Origin of the sequence: Pseudomonas sp. SWRI111, from assembly GCF_014268555.1 — a bacterium.
Classification (GTDB): Bacteria; Pseudomonadota; Gammaproteobacteria; order Pseudomonadales; family Pseudomonadaceae; genus Aquipseudomonas; species Aquipseudomonas hamedanensis.
The window spans coordinates 36,221-52,437 of record NZ_JABWQQ010000012.1 but is presented as its reverse complement, the minus strand read 5'-3'; the positions used below and the strand labels follow the sequence as shown (position 1 = coordinate 52,437).

The window sequence follows — 16,217 nt, the reverse complement described above, 5'->3', positions numbered from 1 at the left end:
GATGCGTTTGCTTCTGGTGGAAGACCACGTACCACTGGCCGACGAATTGCTCGCCGGCCTGCAACGCCAAGGCTACGCAGTGGACTGGCTGGCGGACGGCCGTGACGCGGTGTATCAGGGCAGCACTGAACCCTATGACCTGATCATCCTCGACCTCGGTCTGCCCGGGGTGCCGGGTCTCGACGTGCTCGGGCAATGGCGTGCGGGCGGTCTGGCGATTCCGGTGCTGATCCTCACCGCACGCGATTCCTGGGCCGAGCGCATCGAGGGACTGAAGGCCGGCGCCGACGATTACCTGACCAAACCGTTTCACCCCGAAGAGTTGTACCTGCGCATCCAGTCCTTGCTGCGCCGCTCTAAAGGACAGTCCAACCAGTCGACGTTGCAAGCAGCCGGTCTGCATCTGGACGAGGGCCGTCAGTGCGTGGTCCGCGACGGCGCCGACATTCAGCTGACCGCTGCCGAATTCCGCCTGCTGCGCTATTTCATGTTGCACCCGGAGCAGATCCTTTCGAAAAGCCACCTCGCCGAACACCTCTACGACGGTGAAACAGAGCGCGATTCCAACGTCCTTGAGGTGCACGTCAATCACCTGCGGCGCAAATTGGGCAAAAGCGTGATCGAAACCCGTCGCGGCCAGGGTTACCTGTTCGGCGGGCAAGCTTCGTGAGATCAATCCAGCGCCGTTTGAGCCTGGGGTTGATCAGCGTCATGGTGATCGTCGGTCTGGTGCTGGCGCAGACCAGCCTGTGGTTGTTCGAAGTCGGTTTGCAGCGCTATCTCGAAGCCGGTCTGCGCAACGACAGCGAAAGCCTGCTGGTAGCGCTGGTGCGCGGCCCGCAAGGCTTGCAACTGGATGAGCGGCACTTGTCGCCGGCCTATCAACGGCCCTTTTCCGGGCACTACTTTCGCATCGATTTTTCCGACAGCCATTGGCGCTCACGCTCGCTGTGGGATCAGGACTTGCCACTGCTTGAACAGCCGGGCCTGCACAGCAATCTGCAACTGGGCCCGGGCGGTCAGCGCCTGCTGGTGTTGCGTTCGGACTATCGCCGGCTGGGCCAGTCGATCTCGATCAGCGTTGCCCAGGATTACACGCCGGTCAGCGACAGTTTTCTGCGCATGCGCCAGATTGGCCTGGGCTTGGGGCTGGCGGCGCTGCTGCTGATTCTGTTTTTGCAACGCCTGACCGTGCGCCGTGCGTTGAAACCGCTGGAACGCGCCCGTGAGCAGATCGCCCAGTTGCAACAGGGCCAGCGTTCGCAGCTCGATGATCAGGTGCCGGTGGAACTGGAACCGCTGGTGGCGCAGATCAACCATTTGCTCGCACACACCGAAGACAGCCTCAAGCGGTCGCGCAACGCTTTGGGCAACCTCGGCCATGCGCTGAAAACCCCGTTGGCGGTGCTGCTGAGCCTGGCCTCCAGCGAAAAACTCGATGACCATCCCGAGCTGCGCAAGGTGCTCAAGGAACAACTGGAGCAGGTGCAGCAACGCCTCAACCGCGAACTCAATCGCGCACGCCTGTCCGGTGATGCGCTGCCCGGGGCGTTGTTTGATTGCGACGCCGAACTGCCGGGCCTGCTGGCAACGCTGAACATGATTCACGGCGAGCATCTGGCCTTGAGTTATGTCGCGCCGCCCGGGCTGCAATTGCCGTGGGACCGCGAAGATTTGCTGGAACTGCTTGGCAACCTGCTCGACAACGCCTGCAAGTGGGCGGATGCCGAGGTGCGTCTGAGCGTGATCGAACGCACCGATGGCTTTGCCCTGAGTGTGGAAGATGACGGGCCGGGAATTCCCGAAGAGCAACGCGCTCAGGTCTTCAGTCGTGGCACGCGGCTGGATGAGCAGACTGACGGGCACGGTTTGGGCCTGGGTATCGTGCGGGATATAGTCGATACGTGGGGCGGCTTGCTGGTGTTGGGCGAGAGCGAATGGGGCGGGTTGAAAGTGGTGGTTGAACTGCCTAAACGCTGATTTCTGAAACTGCCAAAAATCTACCTGTGGGAGCGGGCTTGCTCGCGAAAGCGGCGTGTCAGTCGATAATTGTCTCGCCTGACACACCGCCTTCGCGAGCAAGCCCGCTCCCACATTCGATAGGCGCTGGCTTTCAGACCCGAAACTGATCCATCAGGCTCTGCTGCTGATTCGCCAGGCTATTGAGCGACTGGCTGACCCGCGCCGACTCATTCGCCTGTCCGGACAACGACTCGGTCACATCGCGAATCGTCGCCACGTTGTTGTTAATCTCCTCAGCCACCGCGCTCTGTTCTTCGGCGGCGCTGGCGATCTGCAGGTTCATGTCGCTGATCACCGTCACCGCATCGCCAATCTGCCGCAGCGCCGTCACCGCTTGCCCGACCTGTTCAACGCTGCCCTGGGCCTGCCGGTGGCTGTTGCCCATCGAACCGACCACTTCCTGCGTGCCGTTCTGCAACTGTTCGATGACTTGACGGGTTTCTTCCACCGACTCCTGCGTGCGGCGGGCGAGGTTGCGCACTTCGTCGGCGACCACGGCAAAACCGCGTCCGGCTTCACCGGCGCGTGCCGCTTCGATAGCGGCATTGAGGGCCAGCAGGTTGGTTTGCTCGGCGATGGCGCGGATGGTTTCCAGCACCGTGCCGATCTTCTCGCTGTTGGCGGCCAGGCCTTCGACCTGGACCATCGCCGCGCTCATGTCGGCGGCGAGGGTGTCGATGCTCGCGGTGGTGCGGTCAATCACGGTCAGGCCCTGACGGGTGGCGCGGTCGGCGTCCTTGGCGGCTTCGGCGGCCTGTGCGGCACTGCGTGCGACGTCTTGCGCAGTGGCGCTCATCTCATGGGAGGCCGTGGCAACCTGATCGACCTGACGGTATTGCTGTTCCATACCGGCACTGGTCTGGGTGGCGATGGCCGAGGACTGGTCGGCGGTGTTGCGTGCGTCCTGTACCGAGCGTTTGACCTCGGCGATGATCGGCTGCAGTTTGTCGAGGAAGCGGTTGAACCAGCCGGCCAGTTGCCCGAGTTCATCCTGCTTGTCGTAGGCCAGACGCCGGGTCAGGTCGCCTTCACCGCTGGCGATGTCTTCGAGCATGTGCGCCACGCCGAGGATCGGTCGGGTCACGCTGCGCGCCATCAGCCACACCAGCAGCAGGCCGATCAGCGCGGCCAGTGCGCCCAGGCTCAGTTCGATCAGGGTACCGGAGGTGTTGCTCGCGTCCAGTTGCTGCTTGAGCGCCTCGGCGCGGCTGACCAGAACCTTTTCCGGCACATCGAGCAGCACACCCCAGGCCGGGCCATCGGGAATTGGCTGGAACGGCGACAGCACTTTCAACTGACCGTTGCTGTGCAGGCTGCTGACACTGCGGCTGGCACTGAGCAGGCGCAGCAGTTCGCTGCCGCTGGTTTTGTCCACGGCATCGAGGCGCTGAACGAGCTTGCTGGCGTCCGGGCTGTAACCGGCCAGCAGGCCGGTCGGGCTGATGATGCTCACCGCGGTCTGGCCGTCATAGAGCTTTTGGCTCGCCGTCTGGCTGATGGCTTGCAGGCTGTTGAGGTTGATGTCCACCGACAGCGAGGCGATGACTTTGCCGTTGACCATCAGCGGAAAAACGATGCTGGTCATCAGCACGTTGTGGCCGTCGATCACATAGAAGTACGGCTCGATCACGCAGGGCTTGAGCGTGGTGCGCGGACAGGTGAACCAGGCGTTGGCGGCCTGACCGCCGGGGCCGGTCCTGGTGTCGCTCATGTCGCTTTCCGGCAGCGCCATCGAGGTCACTTTGCCCGGAGTCGGTTGCGACCAGTACAGGGCGAATCGGCCCTTGTCGTTGCTGCCCAGTTCGGCCTGATCGGCAAACAGCTCGTCCTTGCCATCCAGCGCGTTGGCTTCGAATACCAGCGACAGGCCGAGCAGATCCGGGTTGGCTTGCAGCGCGGATTTGACTTGACGGGTCATGTCTTCACGCAGGTCGAAGGCATCGAGAAAACGCTTCTCGGCCTGTTCGCGCAGAAACAGCACTTGCCGCGAGAAACCGTGGCCGTACTGATAGGCGTCCATGAACTGCTGGCGAATACCGGCGGCCTGCACTTCACCTTGCGACTCGATACGCGCCTGCGCCGACTCGGTGAGCATTTCCATGCTCGAGGCTTTTACCAGTGCAGAACTGTGCTCCATGCGATACAGCGAAAGACCCACCAACAGGGTCACGATACCGGCCAGGCACAGGCCGGCGAGCAGGGTGATTTTCCATTGGATGGAAAGTGGTCTGAGCGACATGGGAACATCCTTATTCGATAAATATCTGAGACTTTGCACTGTAGCGGCCGTGGTTCGGCTTTCTTTATGCCGTGAACGCAATATGACCGATTGCCGCATGCTGGTCCTGTGGTCCTGTGGTCCTGTGGTCCTGTGGTCCTGTGGCGAGGGGATTTATCCCCGTTCGGCTGCGAAGCAGTCGTGACACCCGCGTATAGGGTTATTTTGCAGATCGCTGGGGGCGGCTTCGCCACCCAACGGGGATAAATCCCCTCGCCACAGGGCTTTGACACCGCCGCCACTCTGCGGCACAGTGCGCGCCCTCTAATAAGACCCTCTTTGCCAATCCGCCGGCCAACCCCGCGCGGACTCATCCTGTCTGGCGGTGTGTTTTCACCCGCAGTGTTTTTTGAGGTAGTGAAATGAATGCAGTCATAGCAGCCGTCGGCGTCATGCTGATCCTCAGCCTGTCGCGCGTGCATGTGGTGATCGCTTTGATCGTCGGCGCGCTGGTCGGTGGCCTCACCGGTGGCCTGGGCATCGAAGCGACGCTCAAGGCGTTCAACAGCGGCCTGGGCGGCGGGGCGACGGTGGCGTTGTCCTACGCTTTGCTCGGCGCTTTCGCGGTGGCGATTGCCAAGTCCGGACTGGCCCACGCCCTGGCCGACAAGGCGTTGGCGATGGTAGACCGGCAACACGCAACCGGTGGCGGCAACGTCAAGTGGCTGCTGATCGGCCTGTTGTGGGTGGTGGCGATTGCCTCGCAGAACATCCTGCCGATCCACATCGCTTTCATTCCGCTGCTGGTGCCGCCGCTGCTCTATGTGCTGACCAAGCTGCAACTCGACCGCCGGCTGATCGCCTGTGTGATGACCTTCGGTCTGATTACCCCGTACATGTTCCTGCCGGTGGGCTTTGGCAACATCTTCCTCAATGAGATCCTGCTGGCCAACGTCGCGCGCAGTGGCGTCGACATCAGCGGCATCAATGTCACCCACGCCATGGGCATTCCGGCGCTGGGCATGTTGGTCGGCCTCGGTATCGCGTTCATCAGCTACCGCAAGAAACGCGTGTACGACCTGGCCAAGATCGAACAGGTCGAGCAAACGGCGGTGCAGTACAACCCGCTGAGTCTGGTGATCGCCGGCGTGGCGATTGCCGCGGCGTTCATCATTCAACTGTTGCTGGACTCGATGATTATCGGTGCGCTGGCCGGTTTTCTGATCTTCTCGGCGTCGGGCATCGTCAAGTGGCGCGAGACCGATGACCTGTTCACCGAAGGCATGAAGATGATGGCGATGATCGGTTTCATCATGATCGCCTCGTCCGGTTTCGGCGAAGTGATCAAGGCCACCGGGGAAGTGCAGACGCTGGTACAGACGTCGGCAGCGTGGATCGATCACAGCAAGGCGGTCGGTGCGCTGATGATGCTGCTGGTGGGCTTGCTGGTGACCATGGGCATCGGTTCGTCGTTTTCCACCGTGCCAATCCTCGCAGTGATTTTCGTGCCGCTGTGCGTGCAACTGGGTTTCAGCCCGATCGCCATTGTCTGCATCGTCGGCACCGCCGGCGCGCTCGGTGACGCCGGCTCGCCAGCCTCGGACTCGACCCTCGGTCCGACCTCCGGCCTGAACATCGACGGCCAGCATCACCACATCTGGGACACCGTGGTCCCGACCTTTCTGCATTACAACCTGCCGCTGCTGGTGTTTGGCTGGGTGGCGGCGATGGTCCTCTAAACGCCCCCCTGACTGATCGTTCCCACGCTCCGCGTGGGAATGCCTCCTGTGACGCTCTGCGTCACGCCGTGGGACGCGGAGCGTCCGGGGCTGCATTCCCACGCAGAGCGTGGGAACGATCATGGCGGGAGCACCCGACTCAACTTTTGCTGCGGCGTGCCGTTAAAGCCTTTAACCACGCCAACAAAATCAAAAGAGTGAGTCCCCATGCGCCTGAGTCTCAAGGCTAAAGTCCTGTCCCTTGCCGTCCTGCCGGTGCTGCTCTTTGCACTGGTCATCAGCGTGACCACGCTGTTCATCCTCCAGGAACAGGCGCGCAAGGAAGTCGAACAGACCCGCGAGCGCCTGCTCGGCGACGCCAAGGCCACCCTGCAAAGTTACGTCGCCGTGGCCATGACCACGATCAAACCGTTGTACGACGCGGCGGCGCCGGGCGATGACGCGGCGCGGGCGCAAGCGATCAAGCTGCTCTCGAACATCCGCTACGGCAAGGACGGCTACTTCTTCGGCTACGACTCCGCGATCGTGCGCCTGTTCAAGGCCAACGATCCTGATGGCGTGGGCAAAAGCTTCAAGGACAACCGCGACCCTAATGGCGTCTACGTCAACCTCGGTCTGGTGAACGTGGCGAAGGACGGCACCCACTATCTGCAATACAGTTCGCCACTGCCAGGCAACGCCAAGGTGCTGGTGCCGAAACTCGGTTACACCGAATACCTGGCGAAATGGGACATGGCGGTCGGTACGTCGGTCAACCTCGACGGCATTGAAGCCCAGGTGGCGCAGGTCGAAGCCCAGGTGCAGGAACGAGTGCGAGGCGTGGTGCTGAGCATTGCCGGTGTCGCCGTGTTGGTGTTGCTGCTGATCGCGGCGGCGGGGCTGCTGCTGGCCAATACCATCCTGCGGCCGCTGACCCTGATGAAGGCCAACCTCGACGACATCGCGGCGGGCGAGGGCGACTTGACTCGTCGCCTGAACATCACCAGCCAGGACGAACTTGGCGAACTGGCCGGTTCGTTCAACCGCTTCGTCGACAAGATCCACGGCCTGGTGCGGCAGATCACCGAGATGACCACGCAACTGACCGGGCTGGTGACGCAGGTGTCCGATCAGGCGCAGCGTTCCGATCAGGCGATGGAGCGTCAGCGCCATGAAACCGATCAGGTCGCCACGGCGATCAACGAAATGTCCGCCGCGGCCCAGGAAGTGGCGAAGAGCGCACAAAACGCCGCCGTCGCTGCGCAGCAGACCGACGCAGAAGGCCAGAGCGCCAAGCGCGTGGTGGCCGGCAGCATCAAGCAGATTCATGCGCTGGTCGATGACATCCGCAGCAGCGGCGTGTCGCTGGACAGCCTGCAACAGGACGTGAGTTCGATTGTCGGCGTGCTTGGGGTGATCCGTTCGATTGCCGAGCAGACCAACCTGCTGGCCCTCAACGCCGCCATCGAAGCGGCGCGGGCCGGTGAGGCCGGGCGCGGGTTTGCGGTGGTCGCGGATGAAGTGCGCGCGTTGGCCAGTCGTACGCAGATCAGCACCCAGGAAATCCAGGGCATGATCGACCGCTTGCAGGCGGGCACGCAGCAGGCGGTCGAGGCGATGCGCCGCTCCAGCGAGGCCGGCGATGGCACCTCACAGCAGGCCAATCAGGCCGGGGCGTCGCTGGATGCGATGGCGGCGCTGATCGCCACGATCAACTCGATGAACGCGCAGATCGCCAGCGCGGCGGAAGAGCAGACGGCGGTGGCCGAAGAGATCAACCGCAGCGTGCATCAGATTGCGGTGGCGGTGGACAGCGTGGCGGATGAAACGCAGTTGGGCGCGCAAACCTCGCGCAGCCTGGCAGAGCTGGGGCAGCGGTTGGGCAAACTGGTCGGCCAGTTCCGTATCTGAAGAACGCGGCGAAACCTGTAGGAGTGAGCCTGCTCGCGATAGCGGTGGGTCAGACACATTGATGTTGGATGTGCCGACGCCATCGCGAGCAGGCTCACTCCTACATGGGATTTGTACGCAATTCAGCTCCTGTCCCAATACGGGATTTCGCCGAAGCACTCGACAAAAAAATCAATCACCGTCCGCACCTTCACCGACAAGCGCCGACTCCCCGGCCACAGCACCGCAATCTGCTGCGGCTCCAGACTGTTCGACACCTGGTAGTCCCCGAGCACCGGCACCAGCGTGCCTTCGCTCACCGCTTCACCAATCAGCCACGACGGAAACATCACCAGGCCCAGCCCCTGCTCGGCGGCTTGGGTGAGGGTGTCGGCGTGGTTGCCGGTGATCGGGCCTTTTATCGAGTAGGGCGTCCAGTCCTCGCCATCGCGGCGAAAAAACCAGCGTTGTTGACCCGTCGCGCCTTTGTACGCCAGGCACTGGTGCTGCGCGAGCTGGTCGGGGTGTTGCGGGGTGCCGTGGCGCTTGAGGTACGCCGGGCTGGCCGCGACCTGAAAGCGGTGCGGGGCGATGATCCGCGCCTGCATGCTCGAATCGTGCAGCGCGCCGATGCGAAACAGCAGGTCGGCGCCTTCTTGCAAGGGGTCGACGTAATGGTCGGTCTGCTGGATATCCAGTTGCAGCTTCGGATAGCGCGCACACAGCTGGCCGAGCCACGGCGTCAGGTGGCGTTGGCCGAATACCACCGGGGCGTTGATGCGCACCAGTCCCGTGGGTTCGCTTTGTTGCTCCTGCAGGGCCTGTTCGGCTTCCTCCAGTTGCACCAGGACCCGCCGCGCGTGGTGGCCGAGCATGCGCCCGGCTTCGGTCGGGGTGACGGCGCGAGTGTGGCGGTAGAGCAATTGCTGGTTCAGTGCTTGCTCCATCAACTGGATTTGCCGAGAGATCGACGACGGTGCCACGCCTTCACGGCGGGCCACTTCGGAAAAGCTGCCGTGGTCGAGTACCGCGACAAATAACCTGAGTGCCTTGAATCCCAGTTCGTTGAGCCCGTGCATGAGGTGTCTCGCTGTGCGTGATGCGCAAAAGTGTTGTCCGGATGCTCCCATTTATCGCACAGCTGCGCCAGCCGATAATCCGCGCCATCGTTTATGAGTGTGGAAGGTTGTTTATGCAGACGTTGAATGAAGGGGCGGTCGCGGCGCCGGTGAGGCAGTCGGTGTTGCGCCTGTTGTTGCTGCCGCTGGTGATTCTTGCCGGCATGGGCTTGTCGGTCGAGGCGGGACTGCTCGGACCGTTGGGCACGCAGGTCGGGCATCTATGGGCGACCTTGAGCATCTTCGGTGTGGGCTCGGCGATTCTGTTTTTGCTGCTGCTGTTCGCTGGCCCGCAAAAAGGTCCGGCGCTGACCGAGCTGCCGCGCTGGCAGTTGATCGGTGGGTTCCTCGGGCCGATGTACGTGGTGGTGCTGACCCTGGCGACGCCGCACATCGGCATTGCCATGACGATGATTGCGATTTTGTCCGGGCAGGTCGGCAAGAGTGTGTTGATCGACCACTTCGGCTGGTTCGGCGCAACGCGCAAGAAGGTCAACGGCGAGCGCTGGCTGGCGTTGGGTTTGATTGTGGTGGCTTTGGTTCTGATTGCGCGGGGGTGAGTGATGGGTCTGGTGATTTTGTTGGCGGTGGTGGTATTGGCCGGTGCGGTATTGAGTGTGCAGGCCGCTATTAATGGGCGTCTGGGTGAAACCGTTGGCGTGCTGCGCAGCAGTTTGCTGACGTTTGTGGTCGGCGCTGTGGTGACCGGGTTGTTGATTCTGTTTTTCGAGCCGGCACAGGCAGTGAGTCTGCTTGAGGTGCCGAAGTGGCAACTGACCGGGGCGCTGTTTGGTGTGGTGTACATGATGGTGATGGTCGGCGCGGTGCCGGTGGTCGGCACGGCAGTGGCGACGGTGGCGGTGATTGTCGGGCAGTTGGGGATGGGGATGTTGATCGATAATTTTGGCTGGCTGGGTAATCCGGCGATCGAGTTGTCTTCGAGCCGGATGCTGGCGATGGTGTGTTTGGCGGTGGCTCTTGTATTTATGTATCGGAGTTCGCGTCGGGCGCAGTGATCGGGTATCTGGATTTGGGGGTATATCCGTTTTTTCGGGGGCTGCGGCTGGCGGTTCCGCCCTTACGGCGGGTGACTTTGGGGGCCCAAAGTAACCAAAGGCCTTTTGCCCTGACGTGCGGCCCCTCGCCTAGGCTCGGGGTGCCTTCGCTGCGGGATCGATCCGGGCGCAGCGTCTCCGGTTTGCTTCGCTGCACCTCCTTCCGCTGTGTACGACTGCGTCGTACGGTCGCTGCGCTCCCACGCCCGGATCAATCCCTCCACTCAGCCTTCCGACGGGCGCCGTGCATCAAGATCAAGAGCCTTACTCGAGCTAACGCTCATTGTGTTGAGTGGTGAGAAGCAAAAGCGGTACTCGAGCTAACGCTCATTGTGTTGAGTGGTTAGGAGCCAACGCGGCACTTGAGCTAACGCTCATTGTGTTGAGTGGTTGGGAGCCAACGCGGTTTGCTTTGCTTTTGTTTTTGCTTTTCTGTGGGAGCTGGCTTGCCAGCGAAGGCGGCCTGGCAGCCGACCCATATCCGTCGGATTCCCCCAATCCCATTGTAGGAGTGAGCCTGCTCGCGATGAGGGCCGGGCCGCCAACCATTTCTATCAGATTTCCCAATCCCCCTGTGGGAGCGAGCCTGCTCGCGAAAGCAATCCGTCCGTAACTCAGTCCCTCGATACCTGCACACTCTGCAACCACCTCCTACACTGTCCCTCACGGTTTGCATTCAAGCCTCAGACAACCACTACTCAAGGAGTCTGTCCCATGCCTGATAAAAAATGCGACTGCCCCAACTGTAATTGCATGATCAAGGAGGGCGAGCATTCGTACGCTGTGCACGGCCAACACTATTGCTGTGAAGCCTGCGCGCATCACCATAAACACGGTGAAGAATGTGCAATGAAGGGGTGCGGTTGCGCCCATCCGAAATAACGACGGCCATAAAAAAAGTGGAGCCTAATCAGGCTCCACTTCCAGTTTCAGACTGTCGTCATCGCGCCGTTCCACATGCCGCACAGTGCCTTGCAGTGTTCGCCCTTCGACCTTGATCACGATGATTTTCGCCTGATCCAGGTCATCCGGCACCGGTGCCTTGACGCACAAGGTGAAGCGGTAAGGGTCGTCCGCGACTGTTTCCAGCCCGACTTCGCAGTTTACCGTTTTGGTGATTTGGCCAAAGAACGTGGTCAGGCCGTAGTCCAGCCGGGCCGGGTGGCAGGTGTCGTTCATCGGGCGATTCCCCCTTATCCGGTCAGGCCGATGTGTTCATTTGGTCTGGCGCCAGGTGACGTTTTCCAGGCCGAATTTTTCTGCCATCGGTTTGCTGGTCTTCTGCACCTGTTCACGGCCAAAGCGCGGGATTCGACCGACGCCCGCGTCGCAGCTTGCCCAATGCCAGGCTTCGGCGTTGTCCATTTTGTCCGAGCGGATAATGAACGACTTGGCTGTGCCATGAAGGGTGTAGTCGATGACGTAGAGTTTTGCGTTGTTCATAAAGCCCGTATTCCTCCCTGTAGTATTAAAAGGAACGCAGTGGGCCGGGAAAATTCCTTTGGATTGTCCGACGGTCTCTATCGTTGGCGACGGGTGGGCTCGCTGGTTACCATGGCGGCTTCGTCAATCCTGCGTGAATGCCCGCCATGGCCCTTGCCGCGCCGCCTGATCTGAGTGATACCGATGTGCCCGTGCAACCGCTGGCGCGAACCTATCCGCGTGGCTTGTTTATCGAGCCGCACGAGCATGCATGGGGCCAGTTGCTGTATGCGATGAGCGGGGTGATGTGGGTCGAGACGCCGCACGAAGCGCTGGTGGTGCCACCGCAGCGCGCAGTGTGGCTGCCGCCTGGGGTGCCGCACGGGATTCGTGTGGTGTCGGACTTGCAGATGCGCAACATCTATTTGCGTCCGGCCCTGGCGGCGACGCTGGATGCGACGGTGCAGGTGATCGAGGTCGGCGGTTTGCTGCGGGAGTTGATCATCGGGCTGGTGGAGCAGGGCGACAACGGTCAGCCGGCGTATTACGAAGCGTTGGTCGGGCTGGCGCTGCTGGAGCTGCAACGTGCCAGGCGTTCGCAGTTGAAAATTCCCATGCCGGACCAATCCGACCGGCGTTTGATGAGCTTGTGTCAGGCGGTCATGGCCGCGCCGTCGCTGGACATTCCGTTCGAGCAACACGCGCAGAACGCCGGGGCCAGCGTGCGTACGCTGGCGCGGTTGTTCAAGGACAGTCTGGGCATGGGCTTCGCCGAATGGCGGCGTCAGGTGCAACTGGCGACGGCCGTGGCCGCGTTGATTCAGGGCGTGGCGGTGAGTGTCATCGCCCGCGAGCTGGGCTATTCGCCGAGCAGCTTCAGCGACATGTTTCGCCGGGAGCTGGGGGTGGCGCCTTCGCAATTCTCCGCAGCCTGAGAACATTCTTGTGGGAGCGAGCCTGCTCGCGAAAGCGCTGGGTCAGGCAATGATGGGCTGGCTGAAAGACCGCATTCGCGAGCAGGCTCGCTCCCACAGGATTTTGTGGCGACAGCAGGCGGTTTGTCCGAAATTCAGAAGTCCTTGGCCGATGCCGTTGCGCCCCTTTCCCTAGACTCTGCCTATTCCTTCACGCGGCGGAGTTCCCCCATGAACTACCTCATTTCTCTGGCCATCGGCCTGGGCGTCGGCCTGCTCTACGGCGCGCTCGATTTTCGTTCTCCTGCGCCGCCGGCCATTGCGCTGGTCGGTCTGCTCGGCATGTTGGCCGGCGAGCAGTTGTGGCCGATGGGCCGGCAATTGGTCGCTGGCTGGTTGTCCTGAATTTGCCTTTTCCTATTCGGTGGATGTGCCCATGAAAGCGTTGCAATTCGATCAAACCGGCGACCTGTCTTCCCTGCGTTTCGTCGACGTCCCGACCCCGGCCCCCGGCGTCGATGAGGTGCTGGTGCAGATCAAGGCCGCCGGCCTCAATCCCAGCGATGTGAAGAACGTGCTCGGCCGTTTTCCCTACACCACGTTACCTCGCATTCCGGGTCGAGATTTTGCCGGTGTGGTGGTTGGGGGGCCGCAAGCATTGATCGGTCAGGAAGTCTGGGGCACCGGCCGTGAACTGGGGTTTTTCGCCGACGGCGCCCATGCACAATTCGTCAAGCTGCCGGCCAGCGGCGTGGCGCACAAACCGGCGCATCTGAGTTTCGCCCAGGCAGCCAGCCTAGGCGTGCCGTACACCACGGCGTGGGATGCGCTGGAACGCAGCCAGGTCAGCGCCGACACGCGCTTGCTGGTGATCGGCGGCGGGGCTGTGGCGACGGCGGCCTTGGCTTTGGCGAAAGTGCGTGGCGCGCAGGTGCTGGCGGCGGCGCGCAGGCCTGAGCAGGTAGCGGATCTGCAGGCGCAGGGCTACCAAACGATTCAACTCGGCCGTCCTGAAGAACTCGGCGCACAGGTCAACGCGGTGTATCGCGGCGGCGCCGACGTGATCTTCGACACCACCGGTTTCTGGCTGCCGGCCTCGGTGGCGGCACTGGCGACTTTCGGGCGCATCGCAATCATCGCCGCACCGGTGGACGGCCACGTGCAATTGCCGGCGCTGGCGCTGTATCGCAAGGGCGGCTCGGTGGTCGGGATCAATTCGTTGTTGTACGGCGTGGAAGCGTGCGCGGTGATGCTTGAGCAATTTGGCCGGCTCTTCGATGAGGATCGGTTGCCATTGCCGCAAGGGTTGGTAGAAGTACCGCTGGCAGAGGGGCCGGTGCGCTATGCCGAGGTCAATCAGGGCGGCGGGGACAAGATCATTTTGATCCCCTGACGTACATTCCCCAGACACATCGAACCCGTGTAGGAGTGAGCCTGCTCGCGATGGCGGTGTGTCAGTTAGATATACGGCGACTGACACACCGCTTTCGCGAGCAGGCTAACTCCCACAGGGAATTGCGTTCAAATGTGGGAGCGAGCCTGCTCGCGAAGGGGCCGCTCAGTCAGCATAAAAATCTGCTGTCTCGCGCTCTGCTAGAATCCGCCCCATTCATAGCCAGAGACTCTCCCATGAGCGAGCCGATTCGCCTGACCCAATACAGCCATGGCGCTGGTTGTGGCTGCAAGATTTCCCCGCAGGTGCTGGAAGTGATCCTCGCCGGCAGCGGCGCACAAAACCTCGATCCAAAGCTCTGGGTCGGCAATGCGTCGCGCGATGACGCGGCGGTGTATGAGATCGATGCCGAGCGTGGCGTGGTGTCGACCACCGATTTTTTCATGCCGATTGTCGATGACCCGTTCGACTTCGGCCGCATCGCCGCGACCAATGCGATCAGCGATATCTACGCGATGGGCGGTGATCCGTTGATGGCGATTGCGATCCTCGGCTGGCCGGTGAATGTGCTGGCGCCGGAAGTGGCGCGCGAAGTGATTCGGGGTGGCCGTGCGGTGTGCGATGCGGCGGGGATTACCTTGGCCGGCGGGCATTCGATCGATGCGCCGGAGCCGATCTTCGGCCTTGCGGTTACCGGTCTGGTAGAGAAGCGCCACATGAAGCGCAACGACACGGCGACCGCCGGTTGCCTGTTGTACCTGACCAAGCCGCTGGGCATCGGCATCCTCACCACCGCCGAGAAAAAGGGCAAATTGCGCGCCGCCGATGTCGGCGTGGCCCGTGACTGGATGTGCACCCTGAACAAGCCCGGCAGCCGTTTCGGCAAGCTTGCCGGCGTCACCGCGATGACTGACGTCACCGGTTTTGGCCTGCTCGGACATCTGGTGGAAATGGCTGATGGCAGTCAATTGACCGCGCGCATCGCCTACGACCGCGTGCCGCGTCTGGACAGCGTCGAGTACTACCTCGATCAGGGTTGTGTGCCGGGCGGTACGTTGCGCAATTTTGATAGCTATGCGAGCAAGGTCGGCCGTGTGCAGGAGCTGCACAAGCGAGTGCTGTGCGACCCGCAAACCAGCGGTGGCTTGTTGATCGCCGTCAGCCCTGAAGGCAACGACGAGTTCCTTTGCGTGGCTGCCGAACTGGGCCTGGACCTGGCGCCGATCGGCGAGTTGGTTGAGCGACAGACGAACGCGGTCGAGGTGATTTGATGCTCCGCGCCAGCACCGACTACCGCGACATTTTTCTCAACGACAGACCGATGATGGACGCCCGTGCCCCGGTCGAGTTTCACAAAGGCGCGTTTCCCGGCGTGGTCAATCTGCCGCTGATGAACGATCTGGAACGGCAGAAGATCGGCACCTGCTACAAGCAGCAAGGGCAGCAGGCGGCGATCGAGCTCGGCCATCAACTGGTGTCCGGCGCGGTCAAGGCCGAGCGCATTCAGGCCTGGGCCGAGTTCGCCCGGGCCCATCCCGATGGTTTTCTGTATTGTTTTCGCGGTGGCTTGCGCTCGCAGATCACCCAACAATGGCTGCGCGACGAGGCCGGCATCGACTATCCGCGCGTTGGTGGCGGTTACAAGGCGATGCGCAATTTCCTCATCGATACCCTCGATCAGGCTATCGCGCAGTGTGATTTTGTTTTGCTGGGCGGCATGACCGGCACCGGCAAGACCGAGGTGCTGGTGCAGTTGCGCAATGGCTTGGACCTGGAAGGTCACGCCAACCATCGCGGCTCCAGCTTCGGCAAACGCGCCACCGGGCAGCCGTCGAACATCGATTTCGAGAATCGCCTGGCCGTCGACATCCTGAAGAAACGTGACGCCGGTATCGAGCAGTTTGTGCTGGAGGATGAGAGCCGGGTGGTTGGCAGTTGCGCCTTGCCGCTGCCGTTATACCAAGGCATGCAGGCGTACCCGATGGTCTGGCTGGAAGACCGTTTCGAGGATCGTGTCGAGCGGATCCTGCGCGATTACGTGGTTGATCTTTCGGCGGAGTTTGCCCAGGTCCATGGCGACAACGGCTTTGCATTGTTCGCCGAGCGTTTGCTGGAAAGTCTCAATAACGTGCAGAAGCGTCTCGGTGGCGAGCGCCATTCGCGGATGCTGGTATTGATGGAGCAGGCGCTGGCGGAGCAGGGGCGTAGCGGCGCGGTGGATTTGCATCGCGGCTGGATCGAGGGTTTGCTGCGCGAGTATTACGACCCGATGTATGTGTTCCAGCGCGAGAAGAAGGGCGGGCGGATCGAGTTCGCCGGGGAGCGTGGGGCGGTGATCGAGTATTTGCGGGGGCGGGTGAATCAAAGGGTTTGAGGTGGAAGCGACTGGCCTCTTCGCGAGCAGGCTCACTCCTACAGGTGGAACGCATTTCAAATGTAGGAGTGAGCCTGCTCGCGATGAGGCCCG

At 61.9% G+C, this 16,217-nt stretch carries 16 protein-coding genes; 12 read left to right on the top strand and 4 right to left on the bottom strand.

The features are described 5' to 3' along the window. The first annotated feature begins 1 nt into the window (after position 1). Both HU755_RS15420 and HU755_RS15415 read left to right on the top strand, forming a co-directional pair. Positions 2 to 670 (top strand): response regulator transcription factor, encoded by a 669-nt coding sequence (locus tag HU755_RS15420; protein ID WP_186634091.1) that lies wholly within the window; start codon positions 2 to 4, stop codon positions 668 to 670. Continuing rightward, entirely contained in the window at positions 667 to 1,980 is a 1,314-nt protein-coding gene (locus tag HU755_RS15415; RefSeq protein ID WP_186634088.1) for an ATP-binding protein, read from the top strand. The genes HU755_RS15420 and HU755_RS15415 overlap by 4 nt, the downstream gene beginning before the upstream one ends. A 133-nt stretch (positions 1,981 to 2,113) precedes the next feature. Here HU755_RS15415 and HU755_RS15410 read toward each other — a convergent pair whose 3' ends face one another. Continuing rightward, entirely contained in the window at positions 2,114 to 4,261 is a 2,148-nt protein-coding gene (locus tag HU755_RS15410) for a methyl-accepting chemotaxis protein (RefSeq protein ID WP_186634085.1), read from the bottom strand. Between the two features lie 401 nt (positions 4,262 to 4,662). Here HU755_RS15410 and HU755_RS15405 point away from each other — a divergent pair, with 401 nt between their 5' ends. Beyond that, the gene (locus HU755_RS15405; RefSeq protein WP_186552625.1) at positions 4,663 to 5,979 is read left to right on the top strand and encodes a Na+/H+ antiporter family protein; all 1,317 of its coding nucleotides are present in this window, start codon (positions 4,663 to 4,665) and stop codon (positions 5,977 to 5,979) included. Between the two features lie 207 nt (positions 5,980 to 6,186). Next, the gene (locus tag HU755_RS15400; RefSeq protein WP_186634082.1) at positions 6,187 to 7,869 is read left to right on the top strand and encodes a methyl-accepting chemotaxis protein; all 1,683 of its coding nucleotides are present in this window, start codon (positions 6,187 to 6,189) and stop codon (positions 7,867 to 7,869) included. A 122-nt stretch (positions 7,870 to 7,991) separates the two neighbouring features. Here the strand turns inward: HU755_RS15400 and HU755_RS15395 are convergent, their stop codons facing one another. Further along, the gene (locus HU755_RS15395; RefSeq protein ID WP_186634079.1) at positions 7,992 to 8,927 is read right to left on the bottom strand and encodes a LysR family transcriptional regulator; all 936 of its coding nucleotides are present in this window, start codon (positions 8,925 to 8,927) and stop codon (positions 7,992 to 7,994) included. A gap of 113 nt (positions 8,928 to 9,040) precedes the next feature. Between HU755_RS15395 and HU755_RS15390 the strand changes: the two genes are divergently transcribed. The 3 genes from HU755_RS15390 (at position 9,041) to HU755_RS15380 (ending at position 10,903) form a co-directional block, all read left to right on the top strand. Further along, positions 9,041 to 9,526: a DMT family transporter gene (locus HU755_RS15390; protein ID WP_186551757.1), complete on the top strand. Its 486-nt coding sequence runs from the start codon at positions 9,041 to 9,043 to the stop codon at positions 9,524 to 9,526. A gap of 3 nt (positions 9,527 to 9,529) precedes the next feature. Beyond that, complete coding sequence (locus HU755_RS15385) at positions 9,530 to 9,982, top strand: DMT family transporter (RefSeq protein WP_186551758.1); 453 nt, start codon at positions 9,530 to 9,532, stop codon at positions 9,980 to 9,982. A 753-nt stretch (positions 9,983 to 10,735) separates the two neighbouring features. Next, complete coding sequence (locus tag HU755_RS15380; RefSeq protein WP_186551759.1) at positions 10,736 to 10,903, top strand: metallothionein; 168 nt, start codon at positions 10,736 to 10,738, stop codon at positions 10,901 to 10,903. Between the two features lie 24 nt (positions 10,904 to 10,927). Here the strand turns inward: HU755_RS15380 and HU755_RS15375 are convergent, their stop codons facing one another. Both HU755_RS15375 and HU755_RS15370 read right to left on the bottom strand, forming a co-directional pair. After that, positions 10,928 to 11,200 carry a hypothetical protein gene (locus HU755_RS15375; RefSeq protein ID WP_186634076.1) on the bottom strand — a complete coding sequence of 91 codons (273 nt, stop codon included), beginning with the start codon at positions 11,198 to 11,200 and terminating at the stop codon, positions 10,928 to 10,930. Positions 11,201 to 11,236: 36 nt separating this feature from the next. After that, a complete protein-coding gene (locus HU755_RS15370; protein ID WP_186551761.1) occupies positions 11,237 to 11,464 on the bottom strand; it encodes a DUF6555 family protein in 228 nt (75 codons plus the stop codon). A 137-nt stretch (positions 11,465 to 11,601) separates the two neighbouring features. On the opposite strand from HU755_RS15370, the gene HU755_RS15365 reads away from it, so the two are divergent. From HU755_RS15365 to mnmH, 5 genes are all read left to right on the top strand, one after another. After that, a complete protein-coding gene (locus tag HU755_RS15365; RefSeq protein ID WP_186634074.1) occupies positions 11,602 to 12,378 on the top strand; it encodes a helix-turn-helix domain-containing protein in 777 nt (258 codons plus the stop codon). Positions 12,379 to 12,588: 210 nt separating this feature from the next. After that, positions 12,589 to 12,762, top strand: coding sequence for a DUF1427 family protein (locus HU755_RS15360; RefSeq protein ID WP_007969534.1), 174 nt, complete (start codon positions 12,589 to 12,591; stop codon positions 12,760 to 12,762). 31 nt (positions 12,763 to 12,793) lie between these two features. Beyond that, positions 12,794 to 13,750 (top strand): zinc-binding alcohol dehydrogenase family protein, encoded by a 957-nt coding sequence (locus tag HU755_RS15355; protein WP_186634071.1) that lies wholly within the window; start codon positions 12,794 to 12,796, stop codon positions 13,748 to 13,750. A 236-nt stretch (positions 13,751 to 13,986) separates the two neighbouring features. Continuing rightward, positions 13,987 to 15,021, top strand: a complete 1,035-nt coding sequence (selD, locus tag HU755_RS15350) for a selenide, water dikinase SelD (protein ID WP_186634068.1) — start codon at positions 13,987 to 13,989, stop codon at positions 15,019 to 15,021. Then, positions 15,021 to 16,124, top strand: a complete 1,104-nt coding sequence (gene mnmH, locus HU755_RS15345) for a tRNA 2-selenouridine(34) synthase MnmH (protein WP_186634065.1) — start codon at positions 15,021 to 15,023, stop codon at positions 16,122 to 16,124. Before selD ends, mnmH begins: the two co-directional genes overlap by 1 nt. The last annotated feature ends 93 nt before the right edge of the window (positions 16,125 to 16,217 follow it).

Coding starts and splice junctions, on each gene's coding strand:
- HU755_RS15420 (WP_186634091.1), top strand. CDS start 2: ATGCGTTTGCTTCTGGTGGAAGACCACGTACCACTGGCCGACGAATTG.
- HU755_RS15410 (WP_186634085.1), bottom strand. CDS start 4,261: ATGTCGCTCAGACCACTTTCCATCCAATGGAAAATCACCCTGCTCGCC.
- HU755_RS15405 (WP_186552625.1), top strand. CDS start 4,663: ATGAATGCAGTCATAGCAGCCGTCGGCGTCATGCTGATCCTCAGCCTG.
- HU755_RS15400 (WP_186634082.1), top strand. CDS start 6,187: ATGCGCCTGAGTCTCAAGGCTAAAGTCCTGTCCCTTGCCGTCCTGCCG.
- HU755_RS15395 (WP_186634079.1), bottom strand. CDS start 8,927: ATGCACGGGCTCAACGAACTGGGATTCAAGGCACTCAGGTTATTTGTC.
- HU755_RS15390 (WP_186551757.1), top strand. CDS start 9,041: ATGCAGACGTTGAATGAAGGGGCGGTCGCGGCGCCGGTGAGGCAGTCG.
- HU755_RS15385 (WP_186551758.1), top strand. CDS start 9,530: ATGGGTCTGGTGATTTTGTTGGCGGTGGTGGTATTGGCCGGTGCGGTA.
- HU755_RS15380 (WP_186551759.1), top strand. CDS start 10,736: ATGCCTGATAAAAAATGCGACTGCCCCAACTGTAATTGCATGATCAAG.
- HU755_RS15375 (WP_186634076.1), bottom strand. CDS start 11,200: ATGAACGACACCTGCCACCCGGCCCGGCTGGACTACGGCCTGACCACG.
- HU755_RS15370 (WP_186551761.1), bottom strand. CDS start 11,464: ATGAACAACGCAAAACTCTACGTCATCGACTACACCCTTCATGGCACA.
- HU755_RS15365 (WP_186634074.1), top strand. CDS start 11,602: ATGCCCGCCATGGCCCTTGCCGCGCCGCCTGATCTGAGTGATACCGAT.
- HU755_RS15360 (WP_007969534.1), top strand. CDS start 12,589: ATGAACTACCTCATTTCTCTGGCCATCGGCCTGGGCGTCGGCCTGCTC.
- HU755_RS15355 (WP_186634071.1), top strand. CDS start 12,794: ATGAAAGCGTTGCAATTCGATCAAACCGGCGACCTGTCTTCCCTGCGT.
- selD (WP_186634068.1), top strand. CDS start 13,987: ATGAGCGAGCCGATTCGCCTGACCCAATACAGCCATGGCGCTGGTTGT.
- mnmH (WP_186634065.1), top strand. CDS start 15,021: ATGCTCCGCGCCAGCACCGACTACCGCGACATTTTTCTCAACGACAGA.